This window comes from Ekhidna sp., from assembly GCF_964218185.1.
Lineage (GTDB): Bacteria > Bacteroidota > Bacteroidia > Cytophagales > Cyclobacteriaceae > Ekhidna.
The window spans coordinates 14,377-39,577 of sequence record NZ_CAXPLV010000002.1 but is presented as its reverse complement, the minus strand read 5'-3'; the positions used below and the strand labels follow the sequence as shown (position 1 = coordinate 39,577).

Below are 25,201 nucleotides of genomic sequence, written 5' to 3'. Positions count from 1 at the left end.
TCGGCAAAAGTAGGCCCATTAATTAAAATCGATACCGCTTTTAACATTTTTATATGAAGTAAGTTCACAATAGGCTGTGCCGAAGTTCATATCTGCCGAAACTTTCAATGGAAGCCTGTTTGCATCAGCAGAAATCCAAAACTCAACCGCATTCTCTCCATCAAAAACACTATTCTTTTGCATTATTGGGACAACCTTATGACAGTAGATCTCTCCCACTTTAGTCTTTATCATTTCAATTCCATGGTATACCATGCTGAAATCATAAAATTTCTTATCAAAAAAAGCATCTAGTTTGACTGTGTCACCTTTTTTCAAACTTCGATAGTCAATACTTCTTGCATGCATCAGTCCTCCCATCATGTCAAACACATTGTTCTTCTCCATATCAAAGAATTTGGTTGGCCGCTGACCTTCGGATGCTGTAGAACTTTCTACCCTCACCCTCATAGAGTCATAGTCGAAGTACACTTTCTCGTCCAGATCATAGTCACCCTCTGAAAGATCCCTATATGAATAGTGAGGTAAAAAGGTTTTTTTATCAACCACAGCTCCCCACCTATCATCAACTTTTGAAAAAACACCGGCAAGTCCGGCTGTCCGGCCCTCCACATTTATTTCAATGCACTCTTTACCATTTCTGTAAACAGGTTCATCCGAAATCCGAAAAGAACCACGACCAATAGTAAACCATCCATAAGAAAGCTTGAATTCAAGAAGTTCCCCTTTGCTTACAGGTTTTTCTTTCATCATTGGCTGGGCTTGGGTAAGCAGCCCTATGAGTAATAATGCAAAAGTTTTCATCACTTTAAAAGTTGGTACACATTGCATCACTACAACTAAAATGCCATGATTTAAACAGAGACGTTGTTTTCTCTCAATGCTTCGTTCAATGAGGTCTTTTTATCGGTACTCTCTTTACGTGTGCCTATGATTAACGCACAGGGCACTTGATATTCACCTGCTGGAAATTTTTTGGGAATAGTGCCAGGAATCACTACTGATCTTGGGGGAACATATCCTTTGTATTCTTTGGGTTTAGAGCCAGTCACATCTATTATCTTGGAGCTTGCCGTGAGCACCACATTTGCTCCCAGTACTGCTTCCTTGCCCACACGAATCCCTTCAACGACAATACATCTGGAGCCTATAAAAGCATTATCTTCGATTATAACAGGTGCTGCCTGTACGGGCTCCAAAACACCACCAATACCAACTCCACCACTTAAATGGACATTTTTACCAATTTGTGCGCAACTTCCGACTGTTGCCCAGGTATCAACCATGGTACCTTCATCTACATATGCTCCGATATTGACATAGCTCGGCATAAGCACGGTATTTTTTTGAATAAAAGCTCCATACCTGGCAATAGCATGTGGTACCACTCTTACTCCAAGCTGATCGTATCCTGATTTTAGCTTGATTTTATCATGAAATTGAAACGGTCCCACCTCAATCAACTGCATTTTCATAAGCGGGAAATAAAGGATTACCGCTTTTTTTAGCCACTCGTTCACAACCCAATCATCTCCAGAAGGCTCTGCAATTCTTCGCTTACCATTATCCAACTCCTCTATGACCGTTTTGATAGCAACAGCAACATCCTTCTTGTTTACGAGAGATCGATCCTCCCAAGCAGCCTCTATGAGGTTTTTTAATTCCATTGAATACCCAATATTTACAGTGATATGAAGAAAAAGATTGTGATTGCTTCTGTTTTAAAACCCGTGGATGATGTACGGGCATTTTGGAAGTTCTCTCAATCAATTGCGAAAACAAATAAATATGAAGTTAATATCATAGGAAATCGGGGGAAAAAAGAAATTAATGAAAAGAATATCACGTCACATTCCTTTCCTGTTAACGCCGGCAACTGGATATCGAGATGGATTATAAGAGAAAGAATTCTCTTTAAGATCTTGAAGTTAAAACCGGACTTGCTCGTTATTTCAACCCATGAGCTCATCAACATCGCATTTATCGTCAAATTAATTATAAGATGTAAGGTGGTATATGATGTTCAGGAAAACTATGCGTCCAATCTTAGGTATATCAATCCCAATGTTTTCAGGAAAGCATTAGCTTCCCTTGTTCAGATCAAAGAACACTTTAGTCGTACATTCATTAGTGAATACTGGCTTGCAGAAGAATGCTATAAAGATGAATTACGTTTCGTAAGAGACCGATACAGAATCATTGAAAATAAGGCTGGATATCATTCTCCATATGATGTTAAGTTGAATCCAATAAAGATGATCTTTTCAGGAACAGTCTCCACCTATGGTGGAGTTGAGAAATGTTTAAAGTTATTTTACAAGATACACGAAGAAGAGCCTGAAACTACGCTTCATATTATAGGGCAGGTTCATGATCCTAATCTTCTCCAATGGCTCGTTCATCAACAGTCTGCAAATGAAAATATTCAACTTACAGTGTCAGAAAAACCTGTTCCGCATGACGACATTTTATTTGCAATATCAAAGGCGAATCTGGGAGTAATTAGCTACATGCCAAATCCGGTAAATAGAGATAAGGTACCAACTAAGCTTTATGAATATTCACGCTATCGGATACCGTATGTGGTTCAAGAAAACACACGATGGTCTGAAAAAGGTGAAGAGCTTGGAGGAGCTATTCCAATGGATTTCATGAATATTCAAGCACAAAAAATTATCGATCAGCACAGGAATTCTGAGAAACTGTTTACTGATTCCTATCCCGCCAATGAAACCTGGGAGTACGAATCTCAGCAATTACTAATCTCAATTGATCAATTAATTGATCAAGATTAAGTATGCTGATTTATAGAATCTTATGTATCCATAAAAATACAATTCTAAATTTATTTTTAGGTTAATCTAAATATTATTTAGCTTTGCAATATGATTTCGGAGCTAAGTTTTACAGAGGAAAATTACCTCAAGGCGATTTATCATCTTTCCAATGAAGGTGGTGAAAGTGTAAATACTAATTCACTTGCGGAAAGCATGAGCACAACTCCCGCATCAGTCAATGACATGGTGAAAAGGTTGGCTCAAAAAAAACTTATTGGATACCAGAAATATAAGGGAGCTACCCTCCTTTCAAAAGGAAAAAAAGTAGCTCTCAACATTATCAGAAAGCATAGGCTATGGGAAGTTTTTCTGGTTGAAAAACTTGAATTCAAGTGGGATGAGGTTCACGAGATCGCGGAGCAGCTTGAACATATCAAATCACCCAATTTGATCAAGCGACTGGATAAGTTTCTGGGATATCCGACAATGGATCCTCATGGTGATCCTATACCTAATGAAGATGGTGTAATGAAAGAAACTGTCAGAGCATCGATCTCGGAAGTTGAGGTTGGTGAAAGCGGAATTGTGGTGGCAGTAAACAATGACGATACCCTCCTACTACAGCATCTTGACCAGATAGGCATCAAGCTAGGATCTCGGATTCACATTATTGACCGAATGAATTTTGACGGATCGATTTCTATATCAATTGATGAGGGGCCAAAACAGTTTATCTCTAAGACTGTGGCGGAAAACTTAATGATCACACTCACAGATAAAAAATGAAAAGCTATTTAATATCAATACTCGTTGTAGCTGCATTGGCCTTTGGATGTTCGAATGCAAAGGATGATGAGAAAACCAAGCCTCACATTGTTGCCACTACAGGAATGCTGTACGATGCGGTGATCAACATTGCGCAAGATAAAGTTACTGCTGAAGCAATCATGGGACCCGGAGTAGATCCTCACCTATACAAAGCGACTCAGGGGGATTTAGCAAAACTGAATAAAGCTGACCTGATCGTCTACAATGGAATATTGCTTGAAGGTAAAATGGGTGAAATCTTAGGTAAGTTGGGTCGACAAAAGCCAGTAGTTGCAGCAGCAGAATCGATTCCAAAAGAAATGCTGAAATCGGCAGTTGGATATCAGGATGCCTATGATCCTCATGTGTGGTTTGATGTGCGAAGATGGAAATATGCCGTCAAATCCATAAGCCATGCACTCATCACACTAGATTCAGCCAATCAGCATTTTTATGAGGCAAATACTCGTGAATACTTTCAGAGATTGGACAGCCTGGATGCTTATATAAAGAATCGCATTGCCGAAATTCCAGAAGATCACCGAATACTGGTGACAGCTCATGATGCTTTCGTCTACTTCGGGGACGCATACGGAATGAGGGTTGAAGGACTCCAGGGTATTTCCACAGTAGCCGATTTCGGTTTGAAGGACATTGCTGACATTATCGACCTCATCATCGAAAACAACATCAAGGCAATCTTTGTTGAGACGAGTGTTTCCGAAAAGTCAATCAATGCCGTGGTGACTGGCTGTAAAGAAAAGGGACATGCAGTACGCATCGGGGGCTACTTATATTCTGATGCCATGGGTGAATTTGGTACCGAAGAAGGAACATACATCGGAATGTTTAAGAAGAATGTTGAAACTATTGTAGAAGCTTTGAAATGATACATCAGGTAGAAAATCCGGCATTAGAGATTCACGATCTCACAGTAAGCTACGACAAAAAACCTGTGCTGTGGGGAATAGACTTATCCATTCCTAAAGGGGCGCTTTGCGGAATCATAGGGCCAAATGGTGCAGGAAAATCAACGCTCATCAAGGCTATAATGGATCTTGTGGATATGAACTCAGGCTATGTAAAGCTTTTTGATCAATCGCTTGATGAAGTAAGGAGCCGTGTCAGCTATGTACCGCAGCGTGAGTCTGTTGATTGGGATTTTCCAGCGTCGGTACTTGATGTAGTCTTGATGGGTAGGTATTCAAGCCTGGGTCTTTTCAAAAATCCTAGAAAAGCTGATAAGGAGGCTGCTCTCAAGGCTTTAGAAATGGTTGGGATGGAGAAATACTACAAGCGTCAAATATCTCAATTGTCGGGCGGTCAGCAACAGCGTGTATTTCTAGCACGGGCACTTACTCAAAATGCTGACATATATTTCCTTGATGAGCCATTCGCTGGAGTGGATGCCGCAACCGAAAAAGCCATCTTTAAAATCCTTCAGGATTTATCAAAAGAAGGGAAAACCATCATTGTGGTTCACCACGACCTTCAGTCAGTGGAAACTTACTTTGAATGGGTGATCCTACTCAATTTACGCTTAGTGGCCTCCGGACCAACCAAAGAAATTTTCACTCCTTCCCTACTTGAAGAAACTTATGGAGGCAAGCTCACGCTGCTTTCAGAGGTTGGTGAATTGGTGCAAAAAGGTGAATTCAAAGCAAGAGAAAAGCAATAATGGAAACATTGATTGAATTCTTATCATTTGAATATCCGAACATAAAATATGTGGTGTTTGGCACCATTCTACTTTCCATTAGTTCCGCAGTAGTTGGCTGTTTTACTTTCATTAAGAAAAAGTCACTCGTGGGAGACGTAATATCCCATGCCGTTCTTCCAGGAATCTGCATCTCATTTATGGTCTCAGGAAGTAAAGATCCCTTTTTACTGATTATTGGAGCATTCATTTCCGGCTGGATTTCCATTATGGTTATGGATGCAATCATCCAAAACACCAAAATCAAGGAAGATGCAGCTACAGGACTATCTCTTTCGGTCTTTTTTGGAATTGGAATATTACTGATGACCTACATCCAACACTCTGGGAATGCTTCTCAAAGTGGATTAGACACCTTCCTCTTCGGGAAGGCTGCTGCACTTGTTGGGAAGGATTTACTTGCTTTTAGTATCATAGCGGTTATTGTTCTTCTCACGGTTTTGATTTTTTACAAGGAATTTAAGCTGATCAGCTTCGACCCCCAGTTTGCTAAGGTGATTGGACTTCCCATTAAGCGTCTGGAAATGATTTTGACATCCATTACAGTTCTTGCAGTTGTGACAGGCATTCAGGCTGTAGGTGTCGTGCTTATGGCAGCTATGCTCATCACTCCTGCAGCAGCTGCAAGGTTTTGGACCAATCGTCTCTCCCGCATGATACTGCTTGCTTCCATATTTGGAGCTTTTTCAGGAATAAGCGGAGCGTTTATTTCCTATAGTGCTCCATCCATGCCTACCGGTCCCTGGATGGTAATGATACTTTCTATCATTGCTTTGATTTCATTCTTCTTAGCTCCTAGACGTGGTATTTTGATTCGCCAGTGGAGAAGGTTTTCGATTAGAAAGCAACTGCTTGAAGAGAACCTATTAAAAGCTTTCTATCGGATTGGCGAAAATAGCGGCGAGTATTTTAGTGGGGTAGCTGTCGATGATATTCGGCTCATTAGAAACTTCTCTCCTGCGCAACTTGCGAAGGGACTAAGAAAACTCCGTGTAAATGGATATGTTGAGAGAAGTAATGACTCGTGGCTTCTCACCAATGAAGGGTTCGAAAAAGGAAAGCGAATAACGAGACTTCACCGATTATGGGAGTTGTATCTCACAAAATACCTACGCATCGCTCCCGATCACGTACACGAAGATGCTGATACTATCGAGCATGTGATTACCCCGGAGCTGGAAGCACGACTTGAAAAGCTTTTGGAGTATCCAACTTCTGACCCACACTTATCAAACATTCCTAGGAACAATTAGCAATGGGTAATTAACAATTTTGGCTTATGGAGAGAGAAAATATTATACTAAATAAGTCCTACCGATTCGCAGTTGCAATTATTGAAACTTACAAAACCCTAACCAATGATTCAAAGGAATTTATCTTATCTAAGCAACTATTAAGAAGCGGAACATCAATTGGAGCTAATGTTGAAGAAGCCAATGGAGGCTATTCGAAAAAGGATTTTAAATTCAAAATGAGAATAGCATATAAAGAAGCCAGGGAAACGAAGTATTGGCTCAAGCTTCTGAAGGATACTAATTACTTACCAGCTGAAGATGCTCAGGAGCTCCTAGATTCTTGCGAGGAAATATTAAAAATTCTGTGGAAGATTATTAAATCATCTGAACATTGATCATTATTAATTACATATTGTTAATTGAGTGAAATGGACGCTTTTTGGATCATATTGACAGGGTCATTGGTGGCAGTAAGCTGCTCCTTACTTGGATCATTTTTGATACTCAGAAAGATGTCAATGGTTGGTGATGCCATCTCTCACTCAGTGTTGCCTGGGATTGTGATTGCTTTCTTTATTGCAGGAAGTATGCAATCAATCTGGATGCTGGTAGGTGCCGGAATCCTAGGAGTACTCACCACTTTCCTCATTGAGTTCTTTCATCAGAAAGGCAAACTACAAACCGACGCATCTATTGGAGTGACTTTTACCTGGCTTTTTGCTCTTGGGGTAATACTTGTGACCTATTATGCTGGAAACACCCACATCGATCAAGACTGCATTTTGCATGGAGAGATCGCCTATGTGCCAATAGATCTTATTTATGATTCGGCAGGAAATCCTATTGGTCCTAAAGCTGTAATCATCCTTTCTGTGGTTTTGATTATCATATTGCTTTTTATATTCCTATTCTACAAAGAGTTATTTATCACCACGTTTGATGCGTCCTTTGCCAGCGCCATTGGCATCTCCACTTCAAAGTGGCATTATGCCCTCATGGGATTGGTGTCACTGACAACCGTAGCATCGTTTGAGTCTGTTGGAGCAATACTTGTTGTAGCATTATTGATAACCCCAGCTGCATCTGCATACCTAATTACCAATCAGCTAAAGTCTATGTTGATTTTAGGTTCAGTATTTGGAGTAATTAGCTCGTTTTTGGGATACTGGTTGAGCTATTTGCTCGATGGATCCATTGCAGGTGCGATGGTGACCGTTTCCGGTGCTATTTTCGCAATTTGTTATTTAATCGTCCGATTTAAGAAATGAAGAATCTCATCCCAATTTTCATCACCCTTCTACTCTCCTCTTGCTATAGCACACTGACTATAGATGGTTTTGACAAGGAAAAATGGACGAACTATGAAGCAAACTGTAGCAGCTACAGAATTGAGGCTTCCAGTCTAATTATTGAAAATCAGGAGATTCTCCTAGGTGCTACTCAAAATGAAGTGGAAAGTTTATTAGGTAAAGCCAAAGAGCACGAGCTCTATCAGCGAAATCAAAAGTTCTTTCACTACAGACTCACCCCTCCTGATTCCTGTGTTCAACAAGAAACAATTGAGTTTCTCTCTATTCGTTTCAATGCCATTGGAAGAGCTAATCTGGTTCAGGTGATGCTTCGCGAATCCTAATAGCTCACGAGAGAATTAATTTCTGAATTATATCTTTTCAACTTTTCCGCTCCATTCAGGAATTCTAATTCTACCAAAAAGGAAAATCCGGCTACCTCTCCACCTGAAATCTTAATCAATTCTGCTGCGGCAATGGCTGTACCGCCTGTGGCAAGGAGATCATCATGCACCAATACACGTTGGCCAGCAGCAATGCCATCCTTATGGATTTCCACTTCAGCACTTCCATATTCCAAATCATACTCGAATGAGTAAGTCTCTGCCGGAAGTTTTCCCTTTTTGCGAATTGGCACAAACGGCACGCCCATTTTCTGAGCCAGGGAATTGCCCCAAATGAATCCACGAGACTCAATCCCAACGATCGCATCTATGTTGTAGCTTACCCAATATTCAGCAAAAGCATTTGTAATATCTGCGCTTAATTTCACATCCTTGAGTAGCGGTGTGATGTCTTTGAACATGATACCTGCCTTAGGGAAATCAGGCACATTTCTGATGGTTTGAGTAATTCTTTCTTGTAGATTCATGAAATGCTATGAAAATAGGTTTTAAAATTGAGGCACAGTATTTGAAACACAACCGCTAAAAAACTCAATGACCATGAGAAATTTATACTTAACACTATTTATTCTTTGCCTGACTTTATCAACTCAGGCTCAAAAGCTGTCTAAACTTGAAGAAGTACTTCAATCAAAGCAGAAATGGTCCGTGATCGATGTGAAGTGCTCTCGTCCATATTTTGAAATCGGCGAGACTTTCACCATCAGAATAGACCGTAAGTTCTACCATGACCGAAACAATTATGCAAAACTCGGCGGAGAGTGGACACTTGACGGGAAAAAGCTGATCCTCACTTACGACTCCTTCACTGAAGAAAGAAGAAGAATCCCTTACGTGTACAAAATCAAAAAGTGGGGAAAAGATGGGTTTAGACTTACTTATCGAAATAAGTACAACAAAAAAGAAAAAGTTTACTTGAAATAATTGAAGCCCCGAAATGGGGCTTTTCTTATTATTCAAATCTCAACGAATCAATAGGATCAAGCTTGGAGGCTTTATGTGCAGGTATATAACCGGAAATAAGTCCTACTACGATTCCAATCAAAACAGCTACAAACATCCATAGCCAGGGTACAATAAAGTCCGACTTAAAGAGGACGGTAGAAGTAAGGTTACCTATCCCCATTCCAAAAATGATTCCTCCAATGCCGCCCATCTGGGTGATTACAATAGCTTCAATCAAAAACTGCTGACGAATTTTCAATGGAGTCGCTCCCAATGCCTTTCGCACACCTATTTCTCTGGTACGTTCAGTCACCGAAACCATCATGATATTCATCAATCCAATGGAGGCTCCCAGCAAGGTTAAAAAGCCCACTACAAAGCCTCCTATTCGGAGATCACCAGTAATGGAGCCTATCCGTTGAGCTAACGACTTGCTAGCGGAAAGTTCAAATGAATCTTCCTGGCCCGGTCTGTCTTTCCTTATCCTCCTCATCAAACCTCTCGCTATCGCCATAGCATTTTCCATTTGGGTTGGGTCTGGAACCGATACCGCAATTTCATAGCCAAAATTTCTTTCGGGGGCAATGATCCTGGCCGTCTGCATTGGGATAATGATCGTTCTGTCAATATTAGAATTTCCGCTAGCTCCACCCTGTTCTGCAATCGTTCCTACAATTCGAAACTTTGAGCCCATCAAACTAATTTTCTTACCAATCGGGCTTTCATTTTCATCAAACAACTCATCAATCACATCACTACCAACCAGTGCTACATAACTTCCATTTAGACTCTCATCGGCGGAAAAAGGTCTACCTTCAGCTACATCATATCCATCTACTGTAAGGTAATTTTCATCGCCACCCCTCACGATCTGATTCGGATTTGTAACCTTGGAGCCGTACTTCACCTCTGCCTGTCCGGTGATCACTGTATAGATAGAGGCAGTACCCGGTCCTTCGTATTTTTCCTTGAAAGTCAATAGTTGGTCGTAGGTTACTTTTGGATAAGATTTTTCCTTTTTCCCATCGGATGATCCACGCCCTCTCCTTCTATCCTCAATATCAAATGTGTTTGCACCTAAGCTTGAGAAGCTCTTATCAATGGAATTTTGGATTCCATCTATGGCTGTGAGAATTCCAACTAATGATGTAATCCCAATGGAAATAAGAGCGGCTGTCAAAAATGTTCTCAGCTTGTTGGCTTTGATAGATTTGATGCCTTCTTTGATGTTTTCGCGAATGTTCATTGATGAGGTCTAGTAAAACACAAGGTTTTGATTAACGTTGTATAGACAAAAGTGATGCATATGCGGGGAATATTGTTACTAATTTTCTTAAATGTCTGTATAGCCAGCCGGGCGGCATATATCCTTATCCCAATGGATGAGACACAAACCAACCACCTGAAAGCTTACGGAATAGCTTATTGGATTCTTACCAAGGAGGTTGAGGTGGATTGGATGCTCAATTACAAAGGTGGAAGCTTTATGATTAAGCACCTGCAAGCATTTGAAAACGAGTGCATTATTCGTGGTGTTTCTTATCAGGTTATTTCTGATGCTGAAGCAAATGACATCCTGAACCTGATTGCCAGCCCATCCTCAAATATGGATGTGATGAAGCTGGAGAAGTTTCCAAAAATTGCAGTCTATTCACCTAAAAGTAAGCAGCCATGGGACGATGCTGTAACACTCGTACTTACCTATGCCGAAATTCCATACGATGTAATTTTTGATGATGAGATCATGGGCGATGAATTGCCCAAATACGATTGGCTTCACCTCCACCATGAAGATTTCACAGGACAGTATGGTAAATTTTATCGTGCTTACCATCACTTCCCCTGGTACCAGCAGCAGCAGCGAGAATATGAAGAATCAGCCAAGAAGCACGGCTTCAGCAAAGTTTCACAATTAAAACTTGCTACAGTTCAGCGGATCAAAGCATACGTGGCTAGTGGTGGATTCTTATTTGCCATGTGCTCAGCCACAGACACATATGATATTGCACTAGCTGCAGAAGGTCTGGACATTGTGGAAAGCATCTATGATGGCGATCCCGCAGACCCACGGGCTCAATCAAAGCTGGACTTCTCAAAAACCATGGCCTTTGAAAATTTCACAATTGAACGTGATCCCATGCGCTACGAATATTCAAACATTGACAACCAGGCTAATGAAAGAGGACTTGTGGAAAACAACGATTACTTCACTCTATTCGAATTTTCAGCTAAATGGGATCCCATCCCTACCATGCTGACTCAGAATCACCAGCAAATCATTCATGGATTTATGGGACAGACAACTGGATTTAAAAAACAGCTAGTGAAAGGTGATGTCATCATCATGGGTCAAACTCCGAGTATAAATGAAGCTAAATATTTACATGGAGTGATGGGTAGAGGGTTCTGGACCTTTTATGGAGGACACGATCCTGAAGACTATCAGCACTTTGTGAATGAACCTCCTACTGATTTAAATCTCCACCCCAATTCTCCAGGCTATCGGCTTATCTTGAATAACATTCTGTTCCCCGCTGCTAAAAAGAAAAAGCAAAAGACTTAATGAAAAGGTATTATTCGGAAGTCAGTCGGTTCACCAAGTGGACTTTCCTAATTTCAATAGCAATCGCATGGATTTCGATTATACCTATTCTAATAGGGGAAATCAGCACATTGTTTTTCATTGTTGCTGGCTTAGTTGGTCTATTTACAGTATTAATGTCAAGTATCTATTTCGGCACCTATTATCAGATTCAAGATGAGCACATTATCTGGGTCACAGGTCCGTTCAAAGGGAAATTGGCAATTAAGGATATCACAAAGGTTAAAAGGGCAAAGTCTATTTGGGAGATCGATTCTACTATCAAGCCCATTTTATCGCAAAGCCCATTATTACTTAGATACACGCGGTTTGATGACTTTCCGGTATCACCAGAAGAAGAAGATGAATTCGTGAATGAGCTACTTATTATAAACCCAAAAATTGAAATGGAACCGGAAATAATCAGTGCATCCGGTCTGCGCGAGGCTCCAGGTCTTTCATAATCTTAGCTTCCTCTGCCAAGAAATACCTCCAGCGATTTTCCACCTTATCCTCTGGCAGATATTCTTTTGCCAAGTCAATGAAGTTATGATAATGCCCTGCTTCTGAAACCATGAGGTCATAATAGAAACGCTGAAGCTCTTCGTCTTCAATATTCTTCCATAGCAATTTGAAACGCTCACAGCTACGGGCTTCAATCAGCGCATTCATGAGCAATCGCTCCACCAGCTGCTCATCCCGTGTCCCTCCTTTTTTCATGATGCCATTCAAGCGAGACACATATTCATCCTTCCTCGCTTTCCCAAGCTTAAATCCGCGCTTTTTTAGATGCTCGATCACCAATTCAAAATGAGCCCACTCCTCTGCAACCACAGGTGTAAGGACATCCACCAGCTTTTCTCGCTCCGGAAACATGATGATGAGTGAAATACACGAAGAAGCTGCCTTTTGCTCACAGAAGGCATGATCCACCAAAATATCTTCAATGTTCTTCTCAGCAATATTTACCCAACGTGGATCAGTGGGCAGCTCAAGTCCAAGTGTAGTTTTGTTCGGTTCCATCAATCAAAGAACATCCATCTTATTATGAGATCAATTGCTTTCTTCTGGCCCGGATAGTTTGGCGTTGTAAAATAACCATCGTCCTGCGGCTGGTTAAAATGTGTCCATTTCAAAGAGAAAAAGAACTTATCCACCTTCATATTGACGAACAAATCCGTAGCGACATAACCAAAGATTTCCTGTTCATCTTGCAAATAGAATTGCTGGATTTCGGGCGCATATGCATTTGCAAAATAGGCAGAGCGCCCATGAGCATCTATCCCCACTTCCACAGGCACCAAATCATTGAACCAATTGCCACGCCAGAAATATCGTCCATTGAAATACAGATCAGGAACTCTTACATGTCCAGCAGCACCACCAGACACATTTGTTGCCAATATTTCATTTTCAAAGTGCCAACCTTCCTGCTTGTCATTATATAGTCGAAGATTAAAATCTCCACCTATGGAAGAAATCAGCACTCCATCACTAGCCTGGCTTGGTTCTATGTCTTCATTGAAATAAATGAAATTATTATAGGCCGACAAGACGGCTTTTGGTTTTATTTCAAAAGATTTGAAGTCCAAATTCAATTGGCCTTCGATTTTATTGGAGAACACCGGATCAAAATCGTTGTGCCATTCATGATGGTTTCCAAAGTAGTCCGTATAAATAAACGGCACATTGAACTTCATCGAGGTGTATGAAACATTCAACAAGTCACTAGATAAATTCCCACCAAATTGATACTCACCTCCCACCAAATATTCAGCATTTCCTGATACGGCAAACTTATCTTTCCAATCAAACCTCACATATCCTCCCAAGTATTTCTCAATTGTCTCCTCTCCTGGATCATAAAGAAGATAATTGAAATCGACTGCTCTTAGTCGCGCATAAAAACGATAAAAGATATTGGATAAATCCCCTTTCAACCCAGCTTCATTAGACAATGAAGTAAATATGGATCGCTCGTGTGTGGAGTCAGTATCAAGTAAAAATTCGTTGTAAAAATCCGTGTAGGTGTTGTAGCCGTCTGCGGCATTTCCACTTCGGTAGTCCTGATAAATATTCGTTTCCTTTCTGTAATCAAATATGTGATATAGCTGAAATTGATCGGCTATTTGGTAATCGTGATACAAATGCCATTGAGATGTTTTCACAATGCTTTGTGCATCTTCAAGTCGAACAAGCGCATTGTCAAAAAGAAAATAATCCGTTCGCAAGGAATCGCCAGTAGGTCGTGCACCCCCCACTTCCACCACCTTATGGCTCATGCTCGAATAGCTTGCCGTCAATTGATAAGGAAGCTTTCCATGCTTATAATGTGTATATCCACTAAATGACGATCCAACCACTTGCCTGTCCGTTTGACTTTCAGGTGCCAACTGCTTGTTCGCCGTGATCTTGCGTACATCAAAACCAATATTCCAGTTTTCATTCACATTTCTGGAGAAGCCAATATCTACAATGTTTCTATTGCCTCCACCTAAATAAACAAAGAGCTCAATAAATGGTGATTTGGTATCGTAGTACCTAATATCAGAAGGCTGATATGCGTATCTACTATAAGCATTAAATCCTGATGTCCGACCAAATAGCTGCTGAGGTGTGTAAAAGATGGGGAACAAAGCAGTTCCAAAGTTTCCAAGGTTCTGGAATTTCCTTCCAGAATTATCCACAAAGGATTGCCTTTCAAATAGATAAATGGAAGTATCTACATGCTGATAGGCTTCAAGATTATTTAGAAGACTGGCTTCTGTGGTGTACTTTGTCGTTTCGGGACCATAAACCAATTTAGTGGAATCATCTACAATTTGGGCAGAGATCAACAAAGCTAATAGAACCGCTATTAATGATAAAAATATTCGCACGGGCAAATTTAATGATTGCTTACATTGAATAAATGTATTTGGCACCCTTTTGCAAAAAGCATTCCGAATAACTTCACAGAGACCATTCCTATTTTAGCAAACTGGTGGGTAGATTTGCTGACATACTATGCAAATCAGAGAAATTCTAAACTTCTTGGAGTCATGGGCTCCACCAAGTCTTCAGGAATCCTATGACAACTCGGGTCTCTTGATTGGTGAAAAAAGTACTGAAGTAAATCAGGCACTTATCACGCTAGACATTACTGAGAATGTGATAGATGAAGCAATTGATACTCAATCCGATTTCATCATCGCCCACCACCCATTTATATTCAAGGATCTGAAAAGGATCGGCGACACCCACTGGATCGATCGGTGCATTCGCAAAGCGATCAAACATGACATCAGTATTTACGCTATCCACACAAACCTGGATAATGTATATACTGGCGTAAATAGAAAAATTGCGGACAAGATTGGCCTAAACAACCTCTCTATACTTCGTCCTAAAAAAGAAACGCTATCCAAAGTGACTGTTTTTATTCCAGTGGAAAATAAAGATGAAGTGCTGGAAGCCATGTACAATGCAGGTGCCGGTAGTGTAGGCAACTATGACCGATGCAGCTTCCAGTTGGAAGGAACCGGCACTTTTCGCGGTAACGAATCCAGCAACCCTACAGTTGGACAACAAGGTAAGGATGAAGTAGTCAAAGAAGTGCGAGCTGAAGTGCTTGTACCAAATTACAACCTACGAGCCGTTCTATCTAGTATGATAAAAGCGCACCCTTATGAAGAGGTGGCTCATTACATCACGCCCCTCTCAAATGTGAATCAGGAAATTGGCTCGGGGATGATCGGAGAACTACCCGATGAGATAAGTACGAATCAATTCATCGATCATCTAAAAAAATCCATGAACCTACAGGTGGTTAGATGTACTGATTTTGTCAAAAGTAAAGTAAAGAAAGTAGCACTTTGCGGAGGTTCTGGAAGCTTTCTTTTACAAGATGCCATTCATCAAAATGCTGATGTGTTCATCACAGGTGATTTCAAATATCACGACTTTTTTGAGGCCAATAATCAAATCATTATTGCAGATATTGGACATTACGAAAGTGAAGTGTACACGAAAGAATTATTACTAGATGCTTTAACTAAAAATTTCACTAAGTTTGCGTTCCGTTTGTCGAAGGTAGACACGAATCCTATCAAATATCTATAGAAAACTGAATGGAAAATACAGTAGCTAAAAAGCTGGAAGCTTTAGAAAAACTACAAGCACTAGACTCAAAGATTGACGAGATAAAGAAAATAAGGGGAGCACTCCCTGAAGAGGTTCAGGATCTGGAAGATGAAATAGCAGGATACCAGACTCGTATTGATAAGCAAGGAGAAGAGCAGAAGAATCTGGAAGAATCAATCGCTGCTAACAAAGCTGCAATCAAAGATGCTGAGAAGCTGATCAAGAAGTACGAAGAGCAGCAAATGAACGTACGAAACAATCGTGAGTATGACGCAATCACCAAAGAGATGGAATTGCAGCAATTAGAGATTCAAATCCTTGAAAAAAGAATCAAAGAATCTCACGAGAAAATTGATGCAAAGAAGGAAGAAATGGAAGAAACAAAAGCCATCCTTTCTGAGAGAGAAAAAGATTTGAAAAGCAAGAAAGAAGAGCTTGCCAACATCGTTAAAGAGTCTGAAGCTGATGAAGAGAAGATGGAAAAAGATCGTGCTAAGGCTACAAAAAATGTAGAGGAGCGACTTTTAAAATCTTATGACAAGGTGAGGAAAAACATGAGAAACGGACTGGCTGTTGTACCTGTGAAAAGAGGTGCATGCGGTGGGTGTTTCAACGTGGTGCCACCTCAAAAGCAAGCCGAGATCAGAGAGAAAAAGAAAATCATCGTGTGCGAGCACTGTGGCAGAATCCTTTCTGATGTAGAAGATGTGATCGAGGAAGAAGTAAAGCCAAAAAGAAGAACTACAAGAAAAAAGGCAACCGCCAAGAAGTAGTTTGCAGAATAGATACAATAAAAAAGGCTTCCAAATTGGAAGCCTTTTTTATTTCACACCATCTTCAGGATTCTTTCCGGTAAACTTTCTGAAATAGTCTTTTATTTCCTCCATTTCTTTATCCATATCTCCGGTCGGATAAAACGGCTCATCCACAAACACCGTCTTTGTAGCGTAATCAAATCCAATTTTTACAATAGGCACACCAGCGTCCATAGCTATCCGATAAAACCCTGTTTTCCACTTAGGTGAATAGCTTCGGGTTCCTTCCGGAGTGATAGTCATGATAAACTCATCCCGCTCCTTGTACAAATCAACCACCTGCTGAACAAGTTGAGTACTCTTCCTTTTGTTTTTTCGATCGACTGGAACCCCTCCTATTGAAGATAGAAACCAGCCTACCAGTGGGATCTTGAATAGCTCTTTCTTAGCCAGAAAATTCGGGTAAAAACCAATAACATTTCGCGCTCCCCATCCAACAAAAAAATCCCAATTGCTCGTATGAGGAGCCACAATGATGACATATTTTTTTATCTCAGGTTTCTTGCCATCAACCTTCCATCTGGAGAGCTTGTAAAGCCCTGCCAGTATATGATTCACTAAGGATTTTTTTGCCACTTATAGGCTTGATTTATTTCAGTTCGATACAGCTATTTATATGCACCCATAGAAGAGAACTTTTCAATTCGTTCATTGATTCTCTGTTCAGGCTTTTTAGCCGATAATGCCTTTAGCTCCTTCAATATTACTTTTTTAAGCTCACTCGAAGCTTTGTTTAGATCTGTATGCGCTCCACCCAATGGTTCCTTGATTATTCCATCGATTAGCTTGTTCTTGAGCATATCTTCAGCTGTCAATTTCAGCGCCTCGGCAGCTTGTTCTTTATAGTCCCAACTTCTCCATAGGATAGATGAGCATGATTCTGGAGATATCACAGAATACCAGGTATTCTCCATCATCAGCACCTTGTCTCCAATAGCTATGCCCAAAGCACCTCCGGACGCTCCTTCTCCGATGATAATACATATCACAGGCACTTTCAACATCATCATTTCTTTCAGGTTTCTGGCAATTGCTTCACCCTGACCTCTCTCTTCTGCTTCAAGCCCTGGAAATGCTCCTGGAGTATCAATTAGCGTAACGATTGGCTTATTGAATTTCTCAGCCATCTTCATCAGTCTAAGTGCTTTTCTGTATCCTTCAGGATTAGCCATCCCAAAGTTTCTCATCTGACGCTGCTTCGTTGATCTCCCCTTTTGCTGACCTATAAACATGATGGTCTCGCCCCCTACTGTTCCAAAACCGCCAACCATGGCTTTATCATCCTTCACAGTACGGTCACCATGAAGCTCAATAAAGTCATTGGTGATTTCATAGATATAGTCTAGGGTATAAGGACGCTCCGGATGACGAGAAAGCTGAACCCTCTGCCATCTGGTCAAATTACTAAACGTCTCTTTTTTCAATTTCAATATTTTTTTCTCAAGCTGAGCCACCGCATCAGACACATCCACGTCACTGGTCTTGGCCAGTTCCTTCATGTCAGTAAGCTTGGACTCTAGTTCAGAGATTGGTTTTTCAAAGTCTAATAACATAGGATTGAATTTGCAGCAACAAACTTACTGTGAAAGGACTAAACGGGTTTAAAATATTCTCAAGAAAAATAACTTAGAAGGTATTGTTTAGGAAAAGATAAGCTTTTACTTTTGCATCGCTTTTGTAGCACGGTCCGGTAGTTCAGCTGGTTAGAATGCCTGCCTGTCACGCAGGAGGTCGCGGGTTCGAGTCCCGTCCGGACCGCAAAAAGCAGAAACCCATCTCTTATGAGATGGGTTTTTTGTTTTATGTCCAAAAAGTTGCTTTTGCAACTACTGGCTTTACCCTCACATAAAAATATAGTCTTAACACCCTTTTATATAGACATTTCATCGAAATAATCATCATCTGATAATTATCTATGGTATTTTAGCAATATATAATCTGCGATAAATCCAATGAGTGATGATGAATCGTAGATTTTATACTATTTCCGCTAAAAGATTACCATGAGAGCTATTGTCATTGCAAAATCCACTTACTTATTATTATTAGGTCTTCTTATCTCGATTTCCACATTTGGCCAAAATGATTGCCCTATTCGATCAGATTTTGATTGGGATACATACGATGGTAATGAACCTGTGATTGGAGATACCTATGTTGAAGAGAGTGTTTCATTTAGTTTTACTGCATCAGGTAATACCAATAGAATAACTGGTGATGCGATTGGAGGCTCATTTCCAATTGGATTCCTTGACTATCCTGACGCTTGGGTAATTACCCAAGATTTAGCCAATATCACTGAAAGCAACACATTTACTATTGATTTTAATGGTGATCTGCTTTATGATTTCTGCTTCACTCTTCTTGATATAGATTCAGATCAGGCAAATTTCGCAGATTTAGTTACTGTTAATGGAATTGATTATTTGGGCGCTACTGTTACTCTTTCAGCGGCTGACTATACTATCAATGGTAATAATCTTCAATTTAATGGTGCTAACCAATTCGAAGGAATAGATGAAGAGTTTTGTTGTGGTTTGGAGCCCTCAAACGTAGAAATTTGTTTCCCAACAGCTATTCAGCGTATTGAAATTGTATTTGGCAATTCTGACATTGATGCTGGTGCGCAAAATTTCGGAATTTATGATTTTGATTTTTGCTCCATGGATTTTGATGGAGATGGAATCCAGGATGAAGACGAAACAGATGCGGATGGTGATGGGATATTAAGCACGGTAGAAGGATATGCTACTGATCTTGATCTTGACGGAATTCCTAACGTATACGATGCTGACTTCCCTGGTCGGGTGGATGCAAATGGAGACAACACAGACGATCGATTTGATGCAGACGATGATCAGTTTCCGGATTATCTCGATTTAGATTCAGACAATGATGGAATTCCTGATTTTGTAGAAAATCTCCCCACAGAAGGTGGAGGATTACCAGCTGATACTGATGGAGATGGAACAGATGACTATTTGGATTCAGATTCTGACAATGATGGAGTAAGTGACTTTATTGAAGGTAATGACATTGACTTCAATGGTATTGGTGATGTAACTTCCCTCGCTGGTACTGATGCAGACGAGGATGGAATTGACGATAACTTTGACACAATTGACGGTCGATCGACAGCCAACAACAATACCGGAAGCCGCGCTATTGTGGCAGCAAGCTTAGTAGATGACGATGATATTGTAGATTTTCGAGACACGGATGATGACGGGGACGGAATCTTAACTAGCGCGGAGATTCCTGATGCAAACGGAGATGGAATTCCTGATTATATTTCACAATGTGAAGACGGCTTTATACTTGACTTTGAAAACTACGCAGTTGGAAGTACCCCAGGCCCAGTTTTTACTGTAGATGACGTAGATATCACATTTAGTTTCATAGACCCTAGTGGAGGTGCGGTTGATTATGAGATTAGTGAGCAAATTCATAATCCAGAAAATTCAGTGTTCGCATCTCAGCAGTTGTCCACGAACACAAGCTCGACCCAATTAAAAGTACTATTTAATAAACCTTTAGAAGGATTTTGCTTCGACCTGCTGGATATTGATCGTGGCGCTCACCTTGATTCAATGGCAGTAAACATCTTTAGAGATGGAGATGTGATTGTTCTGGATACAGACAATATTATTCCTGGAAGGAGTGTACAGCTTAATTCAAACAACTTTATAGTGGGTACGGCATTTGCTGATGATGCCGGCTATGATGGAAATGTAAGACTGTGTTTAGGTCAGACCGTTGACTCATTGGTTGTATTTTATGCCAATCATACACCCGGAAGTATTCAATACATTGGATTAAATGACTTTACTTGGTGTGGAGTTGATCATGACTATGATGAAATACTTGATATTAATGACCCTGATGATAATAATGACGGAATTCCTGATATCGTAGCTGGTGGCGGTGTTGACCCTTCACTTGATACTGATGGAGATCGTATCCCTGATTACATGGATGCTGATTTTGCTGGATTTACTGATTCAAATGGAGATGGAATTGATGATCGAAGAGATTTAGATCTGGATGGTGTACCAGACCACATTGATAAAGATATTGACAATGATGGTATCCCAAATGCAGTGGAAGCAAACGGAGGGTTCTTGCCGTCTAACATGGATGAAGATGGAGCATATTCTCCAGCTTATGCTTTAGCAAATGATTCTGACGGAGATGGAATAGTTGATGATGTTGATACATCTACTGGCGGAACGGCACTTACCAATCCTGATACAGATACGGATGGAATAAATGATTTTAGAGATTTAGATTCCGATGCAGATGGAATACCTGATCTTGTAGAAGCCGGTGGAACTGATGCTGATAATGATGGTCAGATAGACAACTACTATGATGATACCAACGATGGCTTTCATGATGGCTATGATCCAGATATGTTCGGAACTACCTTATTGCGTGGTAGTATCAATAAAAGAGCTAGAGATACTGATGCTGATGGAATCGCCGATTATCTTGATATAGACGCAGATGGTGATGGCATTACTGACAATGCAGAAGCTCAGTCAAGTACTGGCTTCACCGCTCCTGCCGGAGCTGACACAGATGGTGACGGATGGGACGACAGCTATGACTCAGATAATGGAGGTACTGCTCCTACTCTACCTGACACAGACACAGATGGTACAAGCGACTACAGAGATACAGATTCAGACGGTGATGGTATAATTGATAGGACTGAAAGTCGAGATACGGATAGCGATGGTGTGGCTGACCAGCTTGCTTCGGGTGTAGACACAGATGGAGATGGCTTAGATGATGCTTTTGATACGGATTGTGCGCCTTGTGGAAGTGTAACTGGAGTTGCTGCTGCCAATCAAGATACAGATGCAGATACACGTCCTGATTATAGGGATACTGATGATGATGGGGATGGAGTGTTGACATCTTCAGAAGATTTCAATGGTAACGGAAACTTTGCCGATGATATGACACAAGGTGGTCCAAATCCGGATTATTTGCAATTCACGGATGATCCAGACGGTGACGGAATTCCGAACATCGCAGATTTAGATGATAATAACGATGGTATACCGGATGCTGACTATGCAGCCTGTTCGCTCATAACAGGTAATGGTGTTTCTCAAACGAATACTGGTGTTAACAATCCTGCAAATGCACTTGGTGCTCCTGATGGAGCTGTAGCTGCAATTCAAAGTGGAGATAATATCATAATTGATATGAACACAACCGTTCCTGCTGATGTAATAATTTACCTGACTCTGGCAAAACTTCAAGTTGGTGGTCCAGATGCTGGAGTAATAGTTGAACAATCCACAGACGGAGTAGCCTTCAGCAATGCCCTAAGCATCCCCCTCTCCAGTAATACTCTTTCAGACTATGCATATACCCTTAATGCAGATGCCAGATACATTCGTGTTACAAGAAATGCTAGGGGTAATAATCTAGATGCAATCACCTATACCTATGCAGATTGCGTAGCAAGCGATCTAGATGGAGATGGCATTCCTGATCAATTAGACTTGGATAGTGACGGAGACGGTATACCGAATGCTTATGAAGCGAATGATGGTGTGTTACCTGCCAACATGGATGAAAATGGACAATATTCTTCCACCTATGCCTCTGCCAACGACAGTGATGGAGATGGAATCGTAGATGACATAGATAATACAGTAGGCAGCTACACTGCTGGAACTCCCCTACCAAACAATGATTTTGATGGAGATGGACTGACTGATGCAGTGGATGCAGATGCAGATGGGGATGGTATTCCTGATGCCATCGAATCGGTGGGAACCGATACCAATGCAAATGGTATCCCTGATTCATTTACGGATACCGACGGTGATGGTAACCCAGATTACAGAGATGGTGATTCTGATGGAGACGGAATTCTAGACTTGAGAGAAGGACAAACCACCGCTGGTTACGTTGGAGTCCCTTCAGGCACTGATACAGATGGGGATGGTATTGATGACAGCTTCGATGCTGATAATGGAGGAACCGCCATTACAGGCAATGATCATGATGGAGACGGCACACCAGACTTTCAGGACACAGATAGTGATAATGATGGAATTTCAGACTTAATAGAAGGAAATGACAACAATGCCGATGGTGTGGCTGATGCAACACCTTCAGGAACAGATGCCAACGATAATGGAATCGATGATACATTTGATGCTACCCCAGTAGTGCTTCAAAATACAGATGGAGACAGTGAACCAGACTGGAGAGATAATGACGATGATGGGGACGGCACTCCTACAGCAGATGAGAATGTGGACATAAATCCTGCAAACGGAACGCCAGATTACCTTGAATCAAATGGTAACACATGTGGGCCTGGTAAAGTGAGTGTTGGAACAGGGTATGCGGTAGCAGTAGCTGATGAGGAAACTGGTGGTGTAAACCAAAGATCGACTGCTGGTTTAGGAGCCCCTGATTATGTTAGTGCTTCAGACAATAATACTGCAATGGCATACTTAAATGGTGCTGGTGAATATTTTATATATGATCTGGGTGAAATTGTCTCTGAAGGGGAGATTATTACATTAACACTTTCATCCAACGCAGCTGGATCAGAAGTTTCCGTGTCATCTTCAATTACACTGGGCAACTTCAATAATACAGTCAATTATGCAGGACTTGCTCAAAGAACTAATACCCAAACAAGTAATTATACAGTTCCGGCAGGTGGAGCTCGATATTTGAGGTTTGATCGGATTACTGGCACACCATATATTGATGCAATGTCATTCAATAGCTGTGCTGAAGATTCAGATAATGATGGTGTCCAAGATGATAGCGATAACGACAGTGATAATGATGGATTAACTGATACCCAAGAAGGAAATGGGATTGATCCAACGGCTGATGCAGATGGCGATGGAATTGAAAATTATCTTGACCCTGATTATGCTGGTTTCGAAGATGCCAATAGCGATGGTATCAATGACAACTTTGACCATGACCTTGACGGAGTACCAAATCACCAGGATTTGGATTCAGATAATGACGGAATTCCAGATGCTGTAGAGGCGAATGGAGGATCGCTTCCGGCTAATATGACCTCCGAGGGAGCTTATCTGTCATCATATGTATCAGCAAATGATACCGACAATGATGGTCTGGCAAATGATGTGGATACTGACAATGGTGGAACAGCTCTCGCCAACCCGGATTCTGATAATGGAACAGGCTATGATGATGGATTACCTGACTTCCTGGATCGAGATTCAGACAATGACGGTATCACTGATACGGCAGAGAATAATGGAGCAGATAATAACCGTGATGGCATCCTGGACAATTTTGTGGACACGGATGGAGATGGACTCAATGATGCGGTAGATCCGGATAACGGAGGAACGGCATTAACCATCATTAATACGGATGGAGATGCATTCCCAGATTATTTAGATACTGACTCAGATGGAGATAGCGCTGGCAGCCCAGGTCTAGGTGATCTTTTTGAAGGACACGATTCAAACTTCGATGGAACTCCATCATGGGATGATGACGGTGATCTTATTTTGGATACCAATGAAGGCAATATTGATTTGGATGGTGATGGTATATTGGACGCTTTTGATCCAAATCAGGGAGGTATTGGAGCTTCTCTTCCGAATGCTGATGGAGATGGGTTAGCGAACTTCCGAGACGATGATGATGATGATGATGGTACCTTGACAATAGCTGAGGATACAGATGGAAATGGGAATTATTTTGATGACTTTACCCAAGGTCAGTCCGGAGAATTTGCTTCTGTACCTGATTATTTGTACAATCATGATTCTCCCCTACCGGTTGAACTTATTAGCTTCAAAGTCACGCTAAAGAATGGCAATAATGCTGAGTTGGCGTGGATCACAGCACAGGAAATCAACAATGACCACTTTGAAATAGAGTATTCAACCGATGGACTTGAGTTTGAAAATATCGGAGAGGTGACAGGAAATGGTACAACCAACGAAGTAAGTGAGTACTCATTTACACATAGTGGACTTAAATCAGGCTTCAACTATTACCGACTGAAACAAGTTGATTTTGATGGTCAGTATGAATACTCTGAGATAAAAAGAGTAAGTCTGGGTGCTTTTGAAGACGTGTCTATCAGCATCTACCCTAACCCTACCGACGAGAGAACAACAATAAGAGTAAATGATGGTATTGCCACTCAAATAGAGCTAATTACATTAGGTGGAACCGTTCTTAAGTCCATCAGATATGAAGAAGGCATGACGTCTCACACATTTGATGTAACAAACCTTGAGAGCGGTATGTACCTAATTAGAGTGCAAGGGCCTGATGTAAAAACCATCAAAAGACTGGTGATTAGATAAGATATGTTTAAGTATGAGGAGAGAAAAGCCTCAACCGTCACTCGGTTGGGGCTTTTTTATATTCAATAAACTAAGCTTGACCGATGAAATAGCTCATAAAGTCCTGAAACAAAGGCATTTATCGAAAAAATTATCAAATGCTAATACGTTGTGCATATATTTGA

At 40.9% G+C, this 25,201-nt stretch carries 22 protein-coding genes and 1 tRNA gene; 15 read left to right on the top strand and 8 right to left on the bottom strand.

The window, feature by feature from the left end; all coding sequences use genetic code 11:
• Positions 1-18: 18 nt before the first annotated feature.
• Entirely contained in the window at positions 19-804 is a 786-nt protein-coding gene (locus tag ACEQZT_RS02025) for a DUF3108 domain-containing protein (RefSeq protein WP_370086722.1), read from the bottom strand.
• A gap of 50 nt (positions 805-854) precedes the next feature.
• Entirely contained in the window at positions 855-1,667 is an 813-nt protein-coding gene (locus tag ACEQZT_RS02020) for a 2,3,4,5-tetrahydropyridine-2,6-dicarboxylate N-succinyltransferase (protein ID WP_370086720.1), read from the bottom strand.
• 24 nt (positions 1,668-1,691) lie between these two features.
• On the opposite strand from ACEQZT_RS02020, the gene ACEQZT_RS02015 reads away from it, so the two are divergent.
• The 8 genes from ACEQZT_RS02015 (at position 1,692) to ACEQZT_RS01980 (ending at position 8,169) form a co-directional block, all read left to right on the top strand.
• Complete coding sequence (locus ACEQZT_RS02015; protein ID WP_370086718.1) at positions 1,692-2,795, top strand: hypothetical protein; 1,104 nt, start codon at positions 1,692-1,694, stop codon at positions 2,793-2,795.
• Positions 2,796-2,885: 90 nt separating this feature from the next.
• Positions 2,886-3,563, top strand: a complete 678-nt coding sequence (locus tag ACEQZT_RS02010) for a metal-dependent transcriptional regulator (RefSeq protein WP_370086716.1) — start codon at positions 2,886-2,888, stop codon at positions 3,561-3,563.
• Positions 3,560-4,474 carry a metal ABC transporter solute-binding protein, Zn/Mn family gene (locus ACEQZT_RS02005; RefSeq protein WP_370086714.1) on the top strand — a complete coding sequence of 305 codons (915 nt, stop codon included), beginning with the start codon at positions 3,560-3,562 and terminating at the stop codon, positions 4,472-4,474. Before ACEQZT_RS02010 ends, ACEQZT_RS02005 begins: the two co-directional genes overlap by 4 nt.
• Positions 4,471-5,262 (top strand): metal ABC transporter ATP-binding protein, encoded by a 792-nt coding sequence (locus tag ACEQZT_RS02000; protein ID WP_370086712.1) that lies wholly within the window; start codon positions 4,471-4,473, stop codon positions 5,260-5,262. Before ACEQZT_RS02005 ends, ACEQZT_RS02000 begins: the two co-directional genes overlap by 4 nt.
• A complete protein-coding gene (locus ACEQZT_RS01995) occupies positions 5,262-6,554 on the top strand; it encodes an iron chelate uptake ABC transporter family permease subunit (protein WP_370086710.1) in 1,293 nt (430 codons plus the stop codon). The genes ACEQZT_RS02000 and ACEQZT_RS01995 overlap by 1 nt, the downstream gene beginning before the upstream one ends.
• A 26-nt stretch (positions 6,555-6,580) precedes the next feature.
• On the top strand, positions 6,581-6,931 hold the full coding sequence (locus ACEQZT_RS01990; RefSeq protein WP_370086708.1) for a four helix bundle protein: 351 nt from the start codon (positions 6,581-6,583) through the stop codon (positions 6,929-6,931).
• 33 nt (positions 6,932-6,964) lie between these two features.
• Complete coding sequence (locus ACEQZT_RS01985) at positions 6,965-7,804, top strand: metal ABC transporter permease (RefSeq protein ID WP_370086706.1); 840 nt, start codon at positions 6,965-6,967, stop codon at positions 7,802-7,804.
• Entirely contained in the window at positions 7,801-8,169 is a 369-nt protein-coding gene (locus ACEQZT_RS01980) for a hypothetical protein (RefSeq protein WP_370086704.1), read from the top strand. The genes ACEQZT_RS01985 and ACEQZT_RS01980 overlap by 4 nt, the downstream gene beginning before the upstream one ends.
• Here ACEQZT_RS01980 and ACEQZT_RS01975 read toward each other — a convergent pair.
• Positions 8,166-8,696: an adenine phosphoribosyltransferase gene (locus ACEQZT_RS01975; RefSeq protein ID WP_370086702.1), complete on the bottom strand. Its 531-nt coding sequence runs from the start codon at positions 8,694-8,696 to the stop codon at positions 8,166-8,168. The two genes, ACEQZT_RS01980 and ACEQZT_RS01975, sit on opposite strands and share 4 nt — an antisense overlap.
• 73 nt (positions 8,697-8,769) lie before the next feature.
• Between ACEQZT_RS01975 and ACEQZT_RS01970 the strand changes: the two genes are divergently transcribed.
• The gene (locus tag ACEQZT_RS01970; RefSeq protein ID WP_370086700.1) at positions 8,770-9,153 is read left to right on the top strand and encodes a hypothetical protein; all 384 of its coding nucleotides are present in this window, start codon (positions 8,770-8,772) and stop codon (positions 9,151-9,153) included.
• Positions 9,154-9,181: 28 nt separating this feature from the next.
• Here ACEQZT_RS01970 and ACEQZT_RS01965 read toward each other — a convergent pair whose 3' ends face one another.
• The gene (locus tag ACEQZT_RS01965; RefSeq protein WP_370086698.1) at positions 9,182-10,420 is read right to left on the bottom strand and encodes an ABC transporter permease; all 1,239 of its coding nucleotides are present in this window, start codon (positions 10,418-10,420) and stop codon (positions 9,182-9,184) included.
• A 60-nt stretch (positions 10,421-10,480) separates the two neighbouring features.
• Between ACEQZT_RS01965 and ACEQZT_RS01960 the strand changes: the two genes are divergently transcribed.
• A complete protein-coding gene (locus ACEQZT_RS01960; RefSeq protein ID WP_370086696.1) occupies positions 10,481-11,737 on the top strand; it encodes an asparagine synthetase B in 1,257 nt (418 codons plus the stop codon).
• Positions 11,737-12,219: a PH domain-containing protein gene (locus ACEQZT_RS01955; protein ID WP_370086694.1), complete on the top strand. Its 483-nt coding sequence runs from the start codon at positions 11,737-11,739 to the stop codon at positions 12,217-12,219. Before ACEQZT_RS01960 ends, ACEQZT_RS01955 begins: the two co-directional genes overlap by 1 nt.
• On the opposite strand, the gene ACEQZT_RS01950 is transcribed toward ACEQZT_RS01955, so the two are convergent.
• Together ACEQZT_RS01950 and ACEQZT_RS01945 are read right to left on the bottom strand one after the other, a co-directional pair.
• On the bottom strand, positions 12,179-12,778 hold the full coding sequence (locus tag ACEQZT_RS01950) for a tRNA-(ms[2]io[6]A)-hydroxylase (RefSeq protein WP_370086692.1): 600 nt from the start codon (positions 12,776-12,778) through the stop codon (positions 12,179-12,181). The two genes, ACEQZT_RS01955 and ACEQZT_RS01950, sit on opposite strands and share 41 nt — an antisense overlap.
• Positions 12,778-14,634 carry a putative porin gene (locus ACEQZT_RS01945; RefSeq protein WP_370086690.1) on the bottom strand — a complete coding sequence of 619 codons (1,857 nt, stop codon included), beginning with the start codon at positions 14,632-14,634 and terminating at the stop codon, positions 12,778-12,780. The genes ACEQZT_RS01950 and ACEQZT_RS01945 overlap by 1 nt, the downstream gene beginning before the upstream one ends.
• Positions 14,635-14,761: 127 nt before the next feature.
• Between ACEQZT_RS01945 and ACEQZT_RS01940 the strand changes: the two genes are divergently transcribed.
• Both ACEQZT_RS01940 and ACEQZT_RS01935 read left to right on the top strand, forming a co-directional pair.
• The gene (locus ACEQZT_RS01940) at positions 14,762-15,856 is read left to right on the top strand and encodes a Nif3-like dinuclear metal center hexameric protein (RefSeq protein ID WP_370086688.1); all 1,095 of its coding nucleotides are present in this window, start codon (positions 14,762-14,764) and stop codon (positions 15,854-15,856) included.
• Positions 15,857-15,864: 8 nt separating this feature from the next.
• Positions 15,865-16,650, top strand: a complete 786-nt coding sequence (locus tag ACEQZT_RS01935; RefSeq protein ID WP_370086686.1) for a zinc ribbon domain-containing protein — start codon at positions 15,865-15,867, stop codon at positions 16,648-16,650.
• A gap of 48 nt (positions 16,651-16,698) precedes the next feature.
• Here ACEQZT_RS01935 and ACEQZT_RS01930 read toward each other — a convergent pair whose 3' ends face one another.
• A complete protein-coding gene (locus tag ACEQZT_RS01930) occupies positions 16,699-17,250 on the bottom strand; it encodes a lysophospholipid acyltransferase family protein (protein ID WP_370086684.1) in 552 nt (183 codons plus the stop codon).
• A 50-nt stretch (positions 17,251-17,300) separates the two neighbouring features.
• The gene (locus tag ACEQZT_RS01925) at positions 17,301-18,245 is read right to left on the bottom strand and encodes an acetyl-CoA carboxylase carboxyltransferase subunit alpha (protein ID WP_370086682.1); all 945 of its coding nucleotides are present in this window, start codon (positions 18,243-18,245) and stop codon (positions 17,301-17,303) included.
• Between the two features lie 131 nt (positions 18,246-18,376).
• Between ACEQZT_RS01925 and ACEQZT_RS01920 the strand changes: the two genes are divergently transcribed.
• Positions 18,377-18,450, top strand: a tRNA-Asp gene (locus tag ACEQZT_RS01920).
• A 245-nt stretch (positions 18,451-18,695) separates the two neighbouring features.
• Entirely contained in the window at positions 18,696-25,037 is a 6,342-nt protein-coding gene (locus ACEQZT_RS01915) for a T9SS type A sorting domain-containing protein (RefSeq protein WP_370086680.1), read from the top strand.
• The last annotated feature ends 164 nt before the right edge of the window (positions 25,038-25,201 follow it).